15 protein-coding genes and 2 pseudogenes are annotated in these 15,406 nt (G+C 49.8%); 11 read left to right on the top strand and 6 right to left on the bottom strand.

Features of this window, described 5'->3' with window-relative positions:
- The 4 genes from CWC46_RS16505 to CWC46_RS16490 all read left to right on the top strand — a co-directional run bounded on the left by CWC46_RS16505 (position 1) and on the right by CWC46_RS16490 (position 3,931).
- Positions 1-882: a 5-oxoprolinase subunit B family protein gene (locus CWC46_RS16505; RefSeq protein ID WP_021015450.1), complete on the top strand. Its 882-nt coding sequence runs from the start codon at positions 1-3 to the stop codon at positions 880-882.
- Positions 872-1,849 carry a 5-oxoprolinase subunit C family protein gene (locus tag CWC46_RS16500; RefSeq protein WP_021015451.1) on the top strand — a complete coding sequence of 326 codons (978 nt, stop codon included), beginning with the start codon at positions 872-874 and terminating at the stop codon, positions 1,847-1,849. Before CWC46_RS16505 ends, CWC46_RS16500 begins: the two co-directional genes overlap by 11 nt.
- Before the next feature lie 102 nt (positions 1,850-1,951).
- A complete protein-coding gene (locus tag CWC46_RS16495; RefSeq protein ID WP_021015452.1) occupies positions 1,952-3,262 on the top strand; it encodes a purine-cytosine permease family protein in 1,311 nt (436 codons plus the stop codon).
- Between the two features lie 207 nt (positions 3,263-3,469).
- Complete coding sequence (locus CWC46_RS16490; RefSeq protein WP_021015453.1) at positions 3,470-3,931, top strand: Hsp20 family protein; 462 nt, start codon at positions 3,470-3,472, stop codon at positions 3,929-3,931.
- 149 nt (positions 3,932-4,080) lie between these two features.
- Here CWC46_RS16490 and pemB read toward each other — a convergent pair whose 3' ends face one another.
- Positions 4,081-5,403, bottom strand: coding sequence for a pectinesterase PemB (pemB, locus tag CWC46_RS16485; RefSeq protein WP_021015454.1), 1,323 nt, complete (start codon positions 5,401-5,403; stop codon positions 4,081-4,083).
- A gap of 231 nt (positions 5,404-5,634) precedes the next feature.
- Between pemB and CWC46_RS16480 the strand changes: the two genes are divergently transcribed.
- A complete protein-coding gene (locus CWC46_RS16480; RefSeq protein ID WP_021015455.1) occupies positions 5,635-5,976 on the top strand; it encodes a GlpM family protein in 342 nt (113 codons plus the stop codon).
- 77 nt (positions 5,977-6,053) lie between these two features.
- Here the strand turns inward: CWC46_RS16480 and CWC46_RS16475 are convergent, their stop codons facing one another.
- The gene (locus tag CWC46_RS16475; RefSeq protein ID WP_021015456.1) at positions 6,054-7,022 is read right to left on the bottom strand and encodes a GlxA family transcriptional regulator; all 969 of its coding nucleotides are present in this window, start codon (positions 7,020-7,022) and stop codon (positions 6,054-6,056) included.
- A gap of 107 nt (positions 7,023-7,129) precedes the next feature.
- Here CWC46_RS16475 and CWC46_RS16470 point away from each other — a divergent pair, with 107 nt between their 5' ends.
- The 3 genes and pseudogenes from CWC46_RS16470 to CWC46_RS16460 form a co-directional block, all read left to right on the top strand.
- A complete protein-coding gene (locus tag CWC46_RS16470; protein ID WP_021015457.1) occupies positions 7,130-7,828 on the top strand; it encodes a DJ-1/PfpI family protein in 699 nt (232 codons plus the stop codon).
- Between the two features lie 577 nt (positions 7,829-8,405).
- On the top strand, positions 8,406-10,004 hold the full coding sequence (locus CWC46_RS16465) for an APC family permease (protein WP_021015458.1): 1,599 nt from the start codon (positions 8,406-8,408) through the stop codon (positions 10,002-10,004).
- Between the two features lie 204 nt (positions 10,005-10,208).
- Positions 10,209-10,476: pseudogene (locus CWC46_RS16460) on the top strand (hypothetical protein); the annotation flags it as partial.
- Between the two features lie 13 nt (positions 10,477-10,489).
- Here CWC46_RS16460 and CWC46_RS16455 read toward each other — a convergent pair.
- Positions 10,490-11,425 (bottom strand): LysR family transcriptional regulator, encoded by a 936-nt coding sequence (locus tag CWC46_RS16455; RefSeq protein ID WP_021015460.1) that lies wholly within the window; start codon positions 11,423-11,425, stop codon positions 10,490-10,492.
- A gap of 70 nt (positions 11,426-11,495) precedes the next feature.
- On the opposite strand from CWC46_RS16455, the gene CWC46_RS16450 reads away from it, so the two are divergent.
- Both CWC46_RS16450 and CWC46_RS23325 read left to right on the top strand, forming a co-directional pair.
- The gene (locus tag CWC46_RS16450) at positions 11,496-12,434 is read left to right on the top strand and encodes an alpha/beta hydrolase (RefSeq protein WP_021015461.1); all 939 of its coding nucleotides are present in this window, start codon (positions 11,496-11,498) and stop codon (positions 12,432-12,434) included.
- Between the two features lie 318 nt (positions 12,435-12,752).
- Positions 12,753-12,904 (top strand): annotated as a pseudogene (locus CWC46_RS23325) (IS5/IS1182 family transposase); the annotation flags it as partial.
- 172 nt (positions 12,905-13,076) lie between these two features.
- On the opposite strand, the gene CWC46_RS16440 reads toward CWC46_RS23325, so the two are convergent.
- Positions 13,077-13,616: a DUF2058 domain-containing protein gene (locus CWC46_RS16440; RefSeq protein WP_021015462.1), complete on the bottom strand. Its 540-nt coding sequence runs from the start codon at positions 13,614-13,616 to the stop codon at positions 13,077-13,079.
- 83 nt (positions 13,617-13,699) lie between these two features.
- Here CWC46_RS16440 and CWC46_RS16435 point away from each other — a divergent pair, with 83 nt between their 5' ends.
- On the top strand, positions 13,700-13,888 hold the full coding sequence (locus CWC46_RS16435; protein ID WP_037380826.1) for a hypothetical protein: 189 nt from the start codon (positions 13,700-13,702) through the stop codon (positions 13,886-13,888).
- 72 nt (positions 13,889-13,960) lie between these two features.
- On the opposite strand, the gene CWC46_RS16430 is transcribed toward CWC46_RS16435, so the two are convergent.
- Together CWC46_RS16430 and CWC46_RS16425 are read right to left on the bottom strand one after the other, a co-directional pair.
- A complete protein-coding gene (locus tag CWC46_RS16430) occupies positions 13,961-14,443 on the bottom strand; it encodes a cold-shock protein (RefSeq protein WP_021015463.1) in 483 nt (160 codons plus the stop codon).
- A gap of 407 nt (positions 14,444-14,850) precedes the next feature.
- On the bottom strand, positions 14,851-15,405 hold the full coding sequence (locus CWC46_RS16425) for a TetR/AcrR family transcriptional regulator (protein ID WP_021015464.1): 555 nt from the start codon (positions 15,403-15,405) through the stop codon (positions 14,851-14,853).
- Position 15,406: the final 1 nt, after the last annotated feature.

Genomic DNA, 15,406 nt, shown 5'->3' with positions numbered 1-15,406 from the left:
ATGGAAAACGCCACAATACGTTACACCTTCGGTGGGGATGAACATCTATTCGCTGAAGTCGATGAATCGATGTCTCTACCCGCATTCTTCCGTGGGATGGCGATTACCCGCGCTATGGAGCGACAGGCCATTCCCGGCATACTGGATATTTGTCTGGCCAATGCGTCCTTTCAGATTCGCTTTAATCCGGACATCATCGCGCCGCAGGCATTGCTGGAGGCGGTGCAGCAGGCAGAAAACCAGGCACAGACGGTTAATCGGCTTGAAACCCGCATCATTGAAATTCCGGTGTTATATGACGATCCCTGGACGCGGGAAACGCTGATGCGTTTTCGGGATCGTCATCAGGACCCCACCGTAACCGATCTGGAATACGCGGCACGCAGTAATGGCTATCCAGATGTTGCGGCTTTCATCGCCGCGCACAGTGGTACGCCGTGGTTTGTCTCCATGGTGGGGTTTGTCGCCGGATTACCCTTCATGTTTCAGATGGTGGAACGGGCCCAGCAGATTGAGGTACCGAAATACTTGCGACCGCGCACTGACACGCCTCGGCTGTCAGTGGGGCACGGCGGCTGTTTCGGCTGTATCTATTCGGTACGGGGCGCGGGTGGTTATCAGTTATTTGGTGTGACGCCGGCACCTATCTATGACCCGGAGCAGAGGCTGGATTATTTCAGCGAGTTATTGGTGTTTTTCCGGACTGGCGACATCGTACAGTTCAAGCCCATCGATCAACTCGCTTATGAGCAGGCCATCCATGAGGTGGAGGACGGAACGTTCCGTCTGCGTATTCGTCCGGTTACTTTTGAGCTGGATAAATTTGCCGCCGATCCTACAGGGTACAAGCACTATCTTCAGGAGGTTCTGTATGCAGATTAATGTCCTCAAACCCGGGCTGGCGACATCGGTACAGGATACCGGCCGGGAAGGGTATTACCATCTTGGCATCCCGCCATCAGGCGGGCTGGATCAGTATTCTCTGCGTATGGCCAATCTGTTGGTGGGGAATCCGCAACAGGCCGCGGTACTGGAATTAACCTTGCTGGGACCGGAACTGGAGTTTACCGGTGATGGGCTGGTGGCATTGTGTGGTGCGTCGATGAAACCAACGCTCGACGGTACAGAGATGCCGATGCATACCGCCTTCAAGGTGAAGGCCGGGCAAATATTGCGTTTCGATTACGCCGTGGCAGGCTGCCGCAGCTATCTGGCGGTAGCCGGAGGGATTGACGTGCCGGAAGCCCTGGGCAGCCGTTCCACCTATACGTTAGGGGCGTTGGGGGGGTATCAGGGGCGCCGCTTGATGATTAACGATACGCTGACGGTTGGGATGGCGGGGATGAAGGTAAAGGCAGGCACTAGCGTGCCTGACGATTTCATTCCAACATTTGCCAAAGCGGTCGAGCTGCGCATGGTGACCGGTTTGTACATTCATCGTTTAACAGCCGCGGCGGTAGCGCAATTTTTTGCTGATAGCTGGTCCGTGGGTACCGAAGCCGATCGTATCGGTTATCGGTTGAAAGGCGGCGCACCACTGGTATTTGAGCCCCGCACGCCGCCTTTTGGCGCGGGATCGGATCCTTCCAATATCGTTGATGCCTGCTATCCGATCGGGTCTGTTCAGGTTCCCGGTGGTCTGGAGCCGATTATTCTGTTACGTGATGCGGTTTCTGGTGGTGGCTACATGACGCTGGGCACGGTTATCAGTGCCGATCTGGATAGTGTCGGGCAGTTACAACCGCATAACCAGGTACGTTTTGTGCCAGTCAGTCTTGAAGAAGCACTGGCGGCCAGACAGCAATACCAAAACCGTTTGCAGCGGTTGGAGCAGCTTTTCATAGCGTGATCTTGTAATTCATCTGAATGTTTTTTGTCAGTTTTGGTTCTGCCCAAACTGCGGATTTTTTCGACCTTAAATGATGTTCAACCACGTATCCGGAGGTTTGCAATGGCTGATTTATCCCATGAGCAAGAGACCTATTCCGCCATTTCTGCTGAAACCGTGACCGGGGCAGAGCGAATGGGAAAACTGTCTCTGACTATGGCCTGGTGGGCAGTATGCAGTGCCATCTTCTACATTGTGGTAGGGGCGTCGCTGGCGCTGAGCTATGGTGCGAAAAACGCCATCATTGGTATGGCACTATCGGTGGTGAGCTATGGTCTGGTCAATGGGACGATCAGCCGTTTTGCCATCCGCAGTGGATTGTCGGTAGCACTGTTTTCCAATCTGTTATTCGGCCGCATGGGGTCTGCGCTCGCCACGCTGATTTTCTTTTCAACTGCCATTTACTATGCGGTGTTTGAAGGGTCGGTTATCGCCTTTGCCATCAATCATCTGTTCCCACAAGTGGCTTATCACTGGGCGGCGTTGGTGGTGGTACTTTACAGCGTGCCGCTGATTTTCGGTAGCGTGCAGCACTGGCTGGATAAATTCAATGGTGTGCTGTTGCCGTTCTATCTTATCGGTCTGCTACTTACGGTCCTGGTGTCCATTAATCATTATGGTTATCAGCCACAGTGGCTGGAATTCGGGCCGACTTCCCCTCCAGCCCATGGGTGGTGGAATTGCTTCACTTACTACATGGGGGTATGGGTCTTGATGATGTATACCTTTGATTATGCCAGGTTTGGTAAAGAGAATGACAGCCATTACCATGCACGGTTCAACTTTGGCATGCCATTTTATCTCATCACCTTTTTGCTCAATGGCATAGCCGGAATTTATCTGGTCAGTAGCGTGGCCCACCAAGGTGGTGTCAGTGAAACAGCGGTGGTGGTGGCGATCCTGAATTTACTGGGGTTATGGGGGTTACTGTTTGTCTGGATTACTCAAACCCGTATCAACACCGCCAATTACTATCTGGCGACGGTAAATATGCAGGTATTTTTCGATCGGTTGTTACGTATTCGCTATCGCAAAATCGTCTGGGCTTGTGTGGTTGGCGTGGCGGTATATGTATTGATGCTGGCCGATATCTTTGCCTACATTCTGCAAGCGCTGGCCTATCAGGGTGTCTTTGTTGTGGCATGGGTCGGTGTGGCGTTAGGGCATATTTTTTCCGCTCGCCAGTTTTCGCCTTTACCTAAACCTACGGAAAAAACCGTCAACCTGCATGGGCTGAGCGCCTGGTTTCTCAGTGTGGTCACGGGTATTGTGCTGATGCATGGCAGCACGCTGTGGCAATCATTTTCTGCTCCGGTGACGTTTCTGACTGCGCTGGTGCTGTACTGCGTTTGGCCGCGCAGTCGGCAGGTTTAAATTAATGGCATAAGCTCAATGATTGGCACGAACCATAGGCAGGGATGCCTGTGCCTTATACCGTTGATGGGCATTCTGCATAATTTTTAATCATGCGGACTTGAAAGTCGCATAATCACTATTATCTTATTGAGTGAGGGCAAGACAATTTCGTTGCCTTGCGGTTTGCACTTTTGAATGTGTATTTTGCGATTCAGGAGGTTAACCATGGCATTCAAATCAGTGTCTTTATTTCCGGCGTTTGCCGATTCACTCTTCTCTGACCGATTTGACCGTATAGACCGGTTGTTCAGCCAGCTGACAGGCGATACGCCTTTATCCGTCACGCCGTCTTATGACATCCGCCGACTCGACGATACCCACTACGACATTACACTCAGCGTACCTGGCTGGCGCGATGAAGATCTGGAAGTCAGCATCAACAATGGGCAACTGCTTATTTCCGGTAAACATAAAGAAGAAACGTCTACGAAGGAGGAAGATGGCTGGTTGCATTGTGGTATCAGCCGTAGTGACTTTAGTGTCCGTTATTCGCTGCCGGATCATGTCAAAGTTGAGGGCGCGCATCTGGACAGTGGATTATTGACAGTAAACCTGCTGCAGGAAATCAAGGAAGATGAAAAACCGAAAAAAATTGCTATTGAAAAACATCATGAGAGCGTTTCATAGATACTAACGGATGATGTGCATTGGCACTAAGCGTTAAACAGTATTGATATCACTGCTATGGCCCCGGTAGTTGCCGGGGCTTGTTACAAGGTATCTATCATCACACCATTCACTGGTTGATAGTGAATGGTGTGTTTTTTACTTCCACCTTATTTTGCGGTCGGTAATCCGGTGCTATGTCCAGTCATCACCACATTGTTGTACTCCCACAACCGGTTGAATTTCACATCATTCAGGTTTCTGGTCGGGCTGATGTTGCCGTGAAATGGCCGGTTGGTGGTGGCTGCCGCGCCCCACGGGTTGAGTTGGTCATAGCTGCTGTCAATCGTACTGTCACGAATCACCAACTGCCCGTTGGCAGTGTTGCCTGGCAGATAGCCGGTTTTACTCGCCCCTTGATCCCAGGCGCGTCCCAGTTTTGCTTTCAGTGTGCCCCGAAAGCCGCTATCGCCAGTGAGTTTACTGTGTATTACCAGAAAACCATATTTCACCCGCGGCATGGTATCGGGCGCGAACACGTAGGCGCCACGTGATCCACGGCTGGAAACAGTATGGAAATGAACATTATCGAAAACTGCCGTGGCGCGGCCAAACACATAATCCACATCGCCTTCAATGTAACTGTCCTTGATATAGGCGCGGCTATAGTGATCGGTGACATATTCATTCTTCCTGTTGCTGGTGTTGACGAAGAACGTATCCTGACGACCAATCAAGCGCACGTTTTCCAACTGTACTTTGTCGCCGTCAGTCCGCAGCGCAACGCCCTGGTGTGTGCCACTGCCTATTTTATCCAGCAGTGAGTTCATGACAGTCAGGTTTTTAAGCTGAAAATCATCACTCTGGGACCACATGACGGCAGCACAGATGGTATCGATGGTGGCTTTCTGCTTGGATGCACAGACGTCATACATATACCAGGCGGGATCGCTGGGCTGATATTCCTGACCAGCGTTGACCGTAGAACGGTAGGTGGTGGGAGAAATCATCGAGTCGAGCGCCAACTGAATAACTACCTGGCCGGGCTGTGAACCGGCACCAGATAGCGTCATCGGCGGGGCATCCGCAGGGATATAAACTGTACCGGTATAAGTACCCGGCAACACTCTGATATACACACGTTGATTGTTTTTTGACTGTCGAATCGCGGCATTGACTGCCTGTTGAATATGGGTATATGTGGCGCCGTCTGTCCCGGCTTTCGGTCCGACGACGTAAGGTGTTGCTATATTGCCGGTATTCACCGCAGCGGGGAACCAACCGTCAGCTTGTGGCTGAGTGTAAAGACCGGTGGCGGCAAGATAGTGTTGTAGAGTAAACGGCTCAGCTTCCTGAGCGGAAAGCACCGGGCGGGTAGCTGTTCCCGGAGATAGCGGTTTAACGGTGTCATGTGGTTGCGAATTGCTACAGGCAGCGAGTAGCAGGGATACCGACACCGCTGTTGCCGCGAGGGGAAAACGAGTCAGGCTCACGTTCAATACTCCTTGTTATTCAATGTTTTTTTCTGCTAAGGAGGTTAAGCGTAGTCAATCATTCGACATAAAAAACGGAGCGGGATCAAAGTATTATAAAAATGAACCGATGTTTTATTTATTGAATTTATTCTGCGGGGTTGAACAGAAACGATCTGAGCGCAATTTTCACTTTTCTGTGGGCGCATTTCTGTTAAAAATAGGGATTGTCCAACGGAATGAAAATAAAGTATGTCGCTGCTTATCAAAGCTGTTCTTGGTGCATTTGTTGTTTTGTTGATTGGCGTACTGGCAAAAACACGTAATTACTATATCGCCGGGCTGATTCCCCTATTTCCTACTTTTGCCCTTATTGCACATTATATTGTGGGTGCTGAACGCGGAATAGATGCGTTGCGCGCGACGATCCTTTTTGGTATCTGGTCGGTCATTCCCTATCTTATCTATCTCATTTCCCTGTACTACTTGACGACGATGATGCGCCTTCCGCAGGCACTCATCGCCGCGGTGGTGTGCTGGAGTGTTTCTGCCGCATTGTTGATTAAAATGTGGAGTTGGTATCACGCCGTATAGTATGACCGTAACCGGCGTGTAACCCGATACCAGACATTACAGATCAGTGGCACCTGTCGCGCTATCGTTTTCGCCGGTCAGGTTGATGTATTTCCTGCTTGCGCACGTACCGCACGCCGCACGCTCTGAGGTGGCTGCCCATAGATGCGCAGAAAAGCCTTACGCATACGTTCGGCGTCGACAAATCCAGTTTGGATTGCGATAGCTTCTATCGGTTTCTGCGTTGATTCGATCAGGTTACGAGCAAGTTCCAGGCGGATTTTCTCCACGGCTTTGGCGGGTGTGATACCGGTCTCGCTCCTGAATGTACGGGCGAAGTTGCGTTCGCTCATACAGGCGTGTTCTGCCAAACGTTGCACCGACAGACACTCGGCAATGTGCTCGCGAATCCACGGTAAAAGTGCGGAAAAGCGGCTGCCAGGAGTGTCAAATTCGAGCAGGGCAGAGAACTGGGACTGTCCGCCGCCACGCCGATGGTAAACCACGAGTTGTTGCGCAACTTGTTTGGACAGTTCTGCTCCCAGGTCGTCTTCGATCAATGCCAAAGCCAGGTCGATACCTGCGGTGATGCCTGCTGATGTCCAGAATTTGTCGTCTTGGGTGTATATCTGATCCGGACGAAAAAGCACCTTGGGAAAACGCCGGGCAAAATCTTTGGTGCGTCGCCAGTGCGTGGTGGCCTGCCTACCGTTCAGCAAACCTGCTGTCGCCAGAAGATACGCGCCTGAGCACACGCTGCACACGCGGCGTGCTATTTCAGCTTGGCGGCGCACAAATGCCAGCGTGGCTGGGCATTGAGCCGCTTCGTGTATACCGATGCCGCCAGCCAGAATCAGCGTGTCGATACTGCGGATCTGGTGCATGGGTTCAGTCTGCATTGCTGCGCCCGAAGAGCTAGTGATCAGACCTCCATCGCGTGACAACAGCTTGAGCGTGTAAGGCGCGGGCTGGACGAAGCGTGTGGGCATTTCAAATGCGGCAATCGGCCCGGCAGCATCCAGCATCTGGAAACCGTCAAACAGGAAAAAAGCGATGATGCGTTTCATAGAATTGATATTGGCTGAAAAAGAGGTATTTATGTCATTTAAGCCAATCTGTCAACAGATAACATATCGGCAGGTAAGAAGCGTAATCCGTTTTCCAGGAGTCCAACATGAATATGTCCCAGGCCAATTTTCGCACCGTGTTTGTCATTTACCCAGGTATGACGCCCTTAGACTTTGTCGGTCCTTATGAATGCATATCGCGTTTGCCGAATTCTGAAACACAGGTGGCCAGCTTACAGGGTGGCACTGTGTCGGGCGATGGGTTGGCATTTGCCAATACCGTACCGCTGGCCGGCATAGACCGTTGTGATTTGATATGCGTACCTGGTGGGCTGACCGCTACACAGATATCGCTGGATGCGGCGTTTATTGGCCATATCCGGCGTCTAGGTCACAGTGCTCAGTATGTAACATCGGTCTGTACCGGTTCGCTAATCCTGGGGGCCGCTGGATTTTTGCAGGGCAAACATGCCGCCTGTCACTGGGCTTTGCGCGAACTGCTGCCACTGTATGGTGCTATTCCTGACGCCGCGCGTGTGGTCCGCGATGGTCGGCTTATCACCGGCGGCGGGGTAACGGCAGGCATAGATTTTGCCTTGACGGTGTTGGCTGAGATTGCCGGAGATACCGTGGCCCAGTCTATACAACTTCGACTGGAATATGCGCCCGAACCCCCGTTCAATGCCGGACGACCCGAAACTGCGCCAGCCGACGTGTTGGCGCTCTACACAGAGTCCATGGCGCATATAGCGCCACAGCGGCAAGATGAAGTACGGGAAGCCACGCGTAGATTACGGGTTGGATAAAGAGGAATCGTTTGTGGCGATTGACGTTGTGACAGAGGCGACGTCAACCGTGGCGAGACGGATACCCGTCAGTTGCTTACATGAACGGTGGTCAAGATCGTGTCATCAATGACAACGAGTTGAGGCAGGGATGCTGAATCCGGACAAGCCAGAAACCAGGCTGAAATCCACAGCGTAAAAGCAAATAAGGGTGTCAACTTCGTTGGCGATGACCGCGAGGAAATAGGTTTAACGCTGACAATTAAAAACGATGCCCCATTTTGGTGCCTTTCAACATCCCTATTTGGGGATGTGCACTTTTTTGGCGCATTGGGATATTCATCTGCTTTTAGTTTACGAACAGTCCTGCCAGATGGCTCTTTGTCCAGATTGTTTTGTGCCCGGTAGTTTGCAAATTTCATTCTCCAGTTACCTACCGATACCTGAATTATAAAAAGACATATTTATTTACCTATAGATACCTGCGATGGCATGTAACCTGCTCATTTAGTCTTGTTACACACAACACATCACATCAACGAATGGTTCAGACAGTCGGGCCAGTGAGTGCCGAAACTGAAAACAAGAGGTATGTCATATGGTGAAACACGGACTTAAGAAAGAGCTGGGATTAGTCGATCTCACCTTGCTGGGAATAGGGTCAATGATTGGCTCTGGCTGGCTTTATGCCGCGCTCACCAGCGCCGGGTATGCAGGAGCACAGACTGGCTGGGCATGGATTCTGGGGGCCATCATCGTATTATTAATCGGGCTGGTGTTTGCGGAATTATCCGCTGCGTTACCACGTGCTGGCGGTTTTGTCCGTTATCCTAATTATTCCCATGGTAATGTTGTGGGTTTCGTGATTGGCGTCAGTTCGTTACTCGCTTATACCAGTACGGCAGGGGTGGAGGTGGAAGCCGTGCGTCAGTACGCTGTGTACTGGTGGCCTGCTCTGGGGAATACTGATGGCAGCCCGACAATGATCGGTTTTGCTGTTCAGATAGGGCTGCTGCTGGTGTTCTTCCTGCTCAACTACTGGAGTGTAAAAGTCTTTGGTCGGGTAAATACCATTGTTACTGTCTTTAAATTTGTTGTGCCATTGCTAACAATCGTCACCTTATTCATGTACTTCAATGCTGCCAACCTGAATGTACCACCGCCGCCGCCGGGCGGAACGCATGGTATCTTCTCCTCGCTGACCGGTGCCGGGATTGTATTCGCCTATCTGGGTTTCCGCCAGGCAGTGGACTTTGCCAGTGAAGCGAAAAATCCTCAGCGTGATGTACCACTGTCTATCATAATTGCCATTGGGTTGAGTTTTGTTATTTACCTGCTGTTGCAATATGCTTTCCTGGGAGCGGTACCATCTGAAGCGTTGAGTGCCCACGGTTGGGATGGCCTGAAACATGTATTGCAATCCCCTTATGCTGATCTGGCGCGCAGCCTTGGGATCACCTGGCTTATCAACCTGATCCTGGTTGATGCTGTCATCTCTCCGGCAGGTACCGGTAATATTTATCTCGCGGGGGCGAGCCGCGTACTGTTTGCCTGGGCGCGTAACGGCCACCTGTTTAAAGTCTTTGGCAAAGTGGATGAGAAATCCGGTGTACCGCGTGGGGCGCTCTGGTTATCACTTGTGCTGGCGATCGCCTGGACTCTGCCTTCTGAATTCCAGATGTGGGGGGGCCTGATTGGGGCCGTGACATCGGCAACGGTCTTTACTTACTTGCCAGGGCCGATTTCCGCAGGCGCTTTCCGCCGCCATCTACCGAATTTATACCGTCCTTTCCGCCTGCCGCTGTTTAACCTATTAAGCCCGCTGGCATTTGTCGCCAGTACAATGCTGGTTTACTGGAGCGGGTGGTCGGTTAACGTGATTTTGCTGCCGATACTGATTGTTGCCTGGGTGCTATATGCACTGTTTGCGAAAAAAGGTCAGCATCATCAGCGCGATGTCGGTTGTGCATGGTGGTTGTTGGTTTATTACATTGCCATAATGGTGATTTCCGGCCTGGGAACCTTTGGTGGCACAGGGCTTATCAGCGCGCCGATGGATATGATCCTGTCTGCTATTGTCAGCCTGGTGTGCTACTACTGGGGTGTCAGCACCAGTTTGGCCGCACCAAAAATTACTGAGGAAGAAGATGAAATCCTGGCGACAGGGCAAATTAATCAAGAAGGTTATGTGCAGTAAGGCAGCACATTGATTGGCTATTCCATCAACAACGGTAAGGGCCTGCGACCCCGTTCGGGCGGATACAACCCGGCGGGGCTTTCATCTTTTTACCAGATGATCTGGAATATAGAGCAAACCTTTCGTAATGGTTGCTTCAGTGTCTCGGATATAATGTTTAATCTGGTTCCTGAAAAGTCAGATAAATATTCGTCAGGCAGGCGTGAATGGGCAGCCAAGACGGTAAATTCCTCATACTGGGCCAGACTGTATTACCAGGGCCAGTGAGAAAAGGAAAATCTCACCAATCCGCGATCCGGGCGCTGGCGTTTAAAATGGATAAGGATCATTTACCGCTGCTGGAAGACCGGAACCTGCTACGACGAGGCAAAATACTTGAGCACACAAAGAGCAAAATTCGCCCTTACTGAAGCCATACAAAGCTTGTCAAATGTCTCAGGGCGTGAAGCGGAAGTTCATGTTCGCAGGATGAGAAATGTCACTTTTTAAGTGTGATTCAGAAATTTTCTAAGATCATCAATGAAAGCCCGTACCCGAACAGAGAGATTCCTGCGGTTTGGGTAAATTGCATGGATAGCAATTTCTTCACCTCTTACATCAGTCAGCACTTGCACCAGGCGGCCTTCAAATAAATCCTTTTCAATCATGAAGGACGGTAAATATCCGATACCCAGCCCCGCGATGGATGCGGTGCGAATTGCATCTCCGCTGTCAAATCTGGCATAAGCCGGGCCGTCTAGAGTTATCTGACCTTGCTCTTTATCAACCAGTGTCCATGCGGTGGGAGCCGTTCCCAGACCATAGACGAGACGCCGATGGTTTTTTATCTCAGCAAACGAGTTCGGAATTCCCCACTTTTCGAGATAGTTGGGGGATGCATAAAGGTGTGGCCATGCCCTGTCGATCACCTGCGTTATGTATTGGTAACTTGTGGTTGCACTACCTACGCGGATGGCGAGATCGAATCCTTCTTCTACAAGATCAACAACCCGATCAGTGAAGCTTACCTCAATGCTCAATTCTGGTGAGGCCTCTAGAAATTCATTGAGAAACGGCAAAATAATCATTTTGCCGTAGCCTTCTGAAACGGTAAGTCGAAGTATGCCTTTTGGTCGTAGTGGATTTTGACGAATGGTAGCTTCAGCTTCTTCTAGATCCTCCAGCAACTGACTGCATCGATGATAAAATTCATGTCCCTCTGTCGTGAGAGATAAGCGACGAGTTGTCCGTTGGAAAAGCCGTGTCTCAAGATAGTTTTCCAAACGAGCCAGTGCTTTACCCGCCGCAGAACGCGTCAGTCCCATTGCCTTACCGCCTGCAACAAAACTCCCCGCCTCTGCAACAGCAACAAAGATACGCAGTGCACCAATATCTATATCCGAGCCTTTTGGTTTAGCCACCGGGATTTTTTTTCCCACCATTGGGGAACCCTTTTCGTTAATGTGTTGAATATACTGCCATTGTAGAATTTAACTGAGTGAGGTTTCAACAATGCTGTCGAAAAATGCCCAAAATGCTCTTGATGGATGGATCACTGCCGCTGGCCCGGTTGTTCAGAAGCTCTATGGTCAGTCTGAAGCTAGCTGGTCGGAAGTACGCGCTCACTATATGCAAAGTCTTGAAAAAATTTTCCCTGCGATCGAGGGGGTTTCCTATAAGACCACTGCGTTAGGCGATGCTCCTGCAATGATCAGCGAGATGGAGGAACACGTTGGAAGCAGGGTCGTTCTATACATTCATGGCGGCGGCTATGTGCATGGGGGTGTCGAAGCATACCGTGGAATTACGGGGCGTCTTGCCAAAGCGTTGAAAGCCAGGGTTTACACGCCAGACTATAGGCAGGCGCCCGATTTCCCATTTCCGACGCCAATTAATGATGTTTTTTCAGCTTATCGTGCAATTCTGGACCGTGGCATTCATCCCCGCGATCTCGCTCTGGTAGGTGATTCAGCAGGCGGCGCGATGGTCGTCACTATGATGCGCAAGGCTCGCGATGCTGGTATTCCGCTACCCGCCGCCGGGGTGGCGATCTCACCATGGGCAAATCTTACCCATAGCGGTTTGTCTGCGACCACCCGCGAGGGGATTGATCCGATTTGTAGCGTGGATTTTCTCAACATCTTGGGAAGGTGTTTTCTCGCCGGTGAGCTTCCTACACATCCTGATGCTTCCCCCGTTTATGCTGATGTCCAAGGGCTTGCACCGATACTAATCCAGATCGGTGAGAATGAGGTCATGCTGAGTGATGCTATCCGACTAGCTTCAAATTTAGGGGAAGCGCGTGTACGCACCACACTCGAAGTTTGGCCTGGAATGTTCCATGTATGGCATCTTCTAGCAGGGATCCTGCCTGAAGCTGATCAGGCTTTGCGCAATGCGGTGCGTTTCCTCGAGGATGTTCTTACAGAGGATAAGAAATTAAACGAGTAAACGTTCGTGCGATATATTTTAAATATTTGTGAATAAATCGTCAGGGCGTGCTTTTAGCAAATGAAGATCATTGTCTCATTTATTCACTACAATTGTATGGCTTGACTCCCTTAGGTCAGCTAGTGATGCCGAAATCTTGTTTATGAATGACGCAAGGTTTCGGCCTGATGTTATTCATTAGTACACCCACATTATTAGTACACCCACAGATAGCCACCACATTTTCGATATCAATTCGGGCATATGCTGGCACTGCTTCGTTATAGGAAGAGGTATTATTAGTATCTGTAACTTATCATTGGCTGGCTGTTAACCGATAACGTTCAGACTGCCGTTGATACCAGACATCACCTGATTGTTGCACATGAAGTAACAAATACACCAAGACCGTGGGCAGCTTAACCGCTGTGACAACATTAGCACAGGAGGCTGTTGCCAAGGCGGATGTAACCGTACTGGCTGATAAAGGCACAGATAGATAGAAAGCAGGGAAGTCGAAAGATGTAATCCAGTCGGGCTGGCCGTAAAGGTATTGCTAACTATCCAGAATAACCTTACGTTTTTCCATGAACTTGCTGAACATAGAATCTTAATGAAAAGCCCTTAGGGACTTTTCATACATAAGCATCTGCAAAACGTTAATTACCACATCAAATCATCAGGCACTTTAAAATCGGCATACGGATCTTCTTCATCCTGCTCTTCCTGACTAAGCGCACTATTTAATACAATGCTGTTCGCATCTCGCTGCGCAATTTTATCGGCTACGCTCGCGGGGATAATAGCGTATTCACTCTCGCCACTGTTATCAACAACCAAACGAGCAATGGCGAGACGACCACTAATCAGCTGAGCCTGAGTAAGCTTATCCACAACTATTTTTTTAATTAAATTATTATCTGTGAAGTTAAAACCAATATCGCCTTTTGAAATGTCGATTCTGTTCATTTCAATGAGCTGCTTCACCTGAGCTTTATATTCTTTAGCTAAAGCAGCTTGTTTTTGTTGTTCGCTTAGCTGTTTATCACGCTCAAGTTGTGATTTTTTATTTTCTTCCACAGCCTCTCTTGCCTCACGCGCCTGAACTCGTGATTTTTTAGCCGTTCTTTGGACTTTGGCCATTTTTTTGCTGGTCACTAACCCAGCTTTTAGCATCTGCTCTTGTAAGGTGAGTTTTGTCATCTTCGTTTCTAAACCAGTTGAATAATGTGTGGGATTATACCTGTAATTTTTGAGACTGTACCAGGTCGCAGTACCTGATCACTATGTGGCTTGAGTTGATACCGAATTGCTGGCAGGAAACCGCATTACAAGTGGACGATGCGCCGGCATTAACGCAGCCATCTGGGGGAACACTGCCGCCCAACATGGCGAAAGCATTAACCGGGCTGCTACATGATATGGTCTGGTTGCTGGAAGCGTTTGTAACCGCGCCATATATCACGGCGTACTGAGGCTAGTAAGCGATGCCGACATTCTGATTATGAATGGCGCAGGATTTCGGCACAGGGCCCGTGCGAATTATTTCAGACCTTGAGCAGTTTTACCGTGGCATCCACGTCTATCTCATCTTCCGAGAAGATTAACGTCGTTCCCTGGAAGGTGGTGATCGCCAGTTTTTTCAGCGAGCGCATTTCACCAGGCTTAGCGGCTGATTTCGGCCTGATATTACCCATCAGGACCCCGACAGACAGCACCGCATTTTCTTTATCAATGCGGGTATCGGCAGACACTTCTTCGCGGTAAACCAGGTAAGACTTGATCGACGTGAGCTTAAGGCGCTCGCCCGCAATATAGATGTATTTGCTTTCCGGTACGACTTTCACAGCATAAGCTGACAACCCCTTGTTATTAGTGGTGGGTTCGAAAGTGACCGCCGCATCTTTCTTAATCAGCTCAGGATTGGCGACCTTAATCACATGAAAATAACGGTTATCACCATTTTCATCTTTGATAAATCCAAAACCTTTATCTTTAAACCAGGTTGTGATCGTTCCATTCATCGCCATTACCGCCTACTTAATTGTTTATCTACTCAGTTTTTGCAGCGCGCAGTGTAAAGCACAATGCCTGCGCAGACTACGTCTTTGGTTTAAGTCTTGATGATAAATTTCTGGTATGCAAAGGGCAGCTGACCTGATCCCGGATATGATCTAGTCATAATCAGGGGAAAACAGCTTCATGTTGGTTGCATATTCTGGCGACCGGCAAATTTATTGGCAAATTCGTTAGGTTTGATACTTTTCTTTGGCAACCATATGTAGGTAGCAAAGCTGCCCGGTGACACGCGGATTACAATCTGTGTGATATTGCGATTGAATCGAAATTTTTGGGTGTCGGGAACTGGCATCACGTTATTAAGATGCCACCAAGAAATAGGTGAGACATTTTATTGAATCGCTGAATTACCCAAAATTCAATTCTCATGGACTTCCTGACTGAGAATACGAGAGCGGCAGACCTCGAGAATCTCATTTGCCAGAGCGGAATCATCAGGGCAGGCACGGGACAGCACCAGGGCACCGACCAGATGTGCAATAGTGTCGATCAGGTCAGCACGGGTTTCACCTCTATCTCCATTTGCTAAAACGGCCAGCTGATTCTCAATACCCGCGGCAAATGTTGCCTTAATTGATTCAGACTGACGTGCAGTATCGGCGCCCAGTGCCGACATCACACAACCGCTTCCCATAGAAGCGCGATGCTGCCGGGAGAGGTAATATTCGACAAATTTTTCCCGGCTCACACCAGAACTATTTTCTGCAGATCGTGAGAAACCGCAGCTCATCGCCTCCGACATCAAATCAGCTTTGGAAGCAAAGTGCTTATAGAAGCCGCCGTGAGTTAATCCTGCTGCTGACATCAGTTCCACTACACCCACGCCGTCATAGCCCCGTTCACGAAACAACACTGAGGCAGTTTCAATAATACGCTTTCGGTTTTCACGAACCTGCTCTTTCGACACTTTCATG

It is taken from the genome of Prodigiosinella confusarubida (assembly GCF_002847015.1).
Classification (GTDB): Bacteria; Pseudomonadota; Gammaproteobacteria; order Enterobacterales; family Enterobacteriaceae; genus Prodigiosinella; species Prodigiosinella aquatilis.
This window is presented reverse-complemented; position numbering and strand designations above follow the sequence as displayed.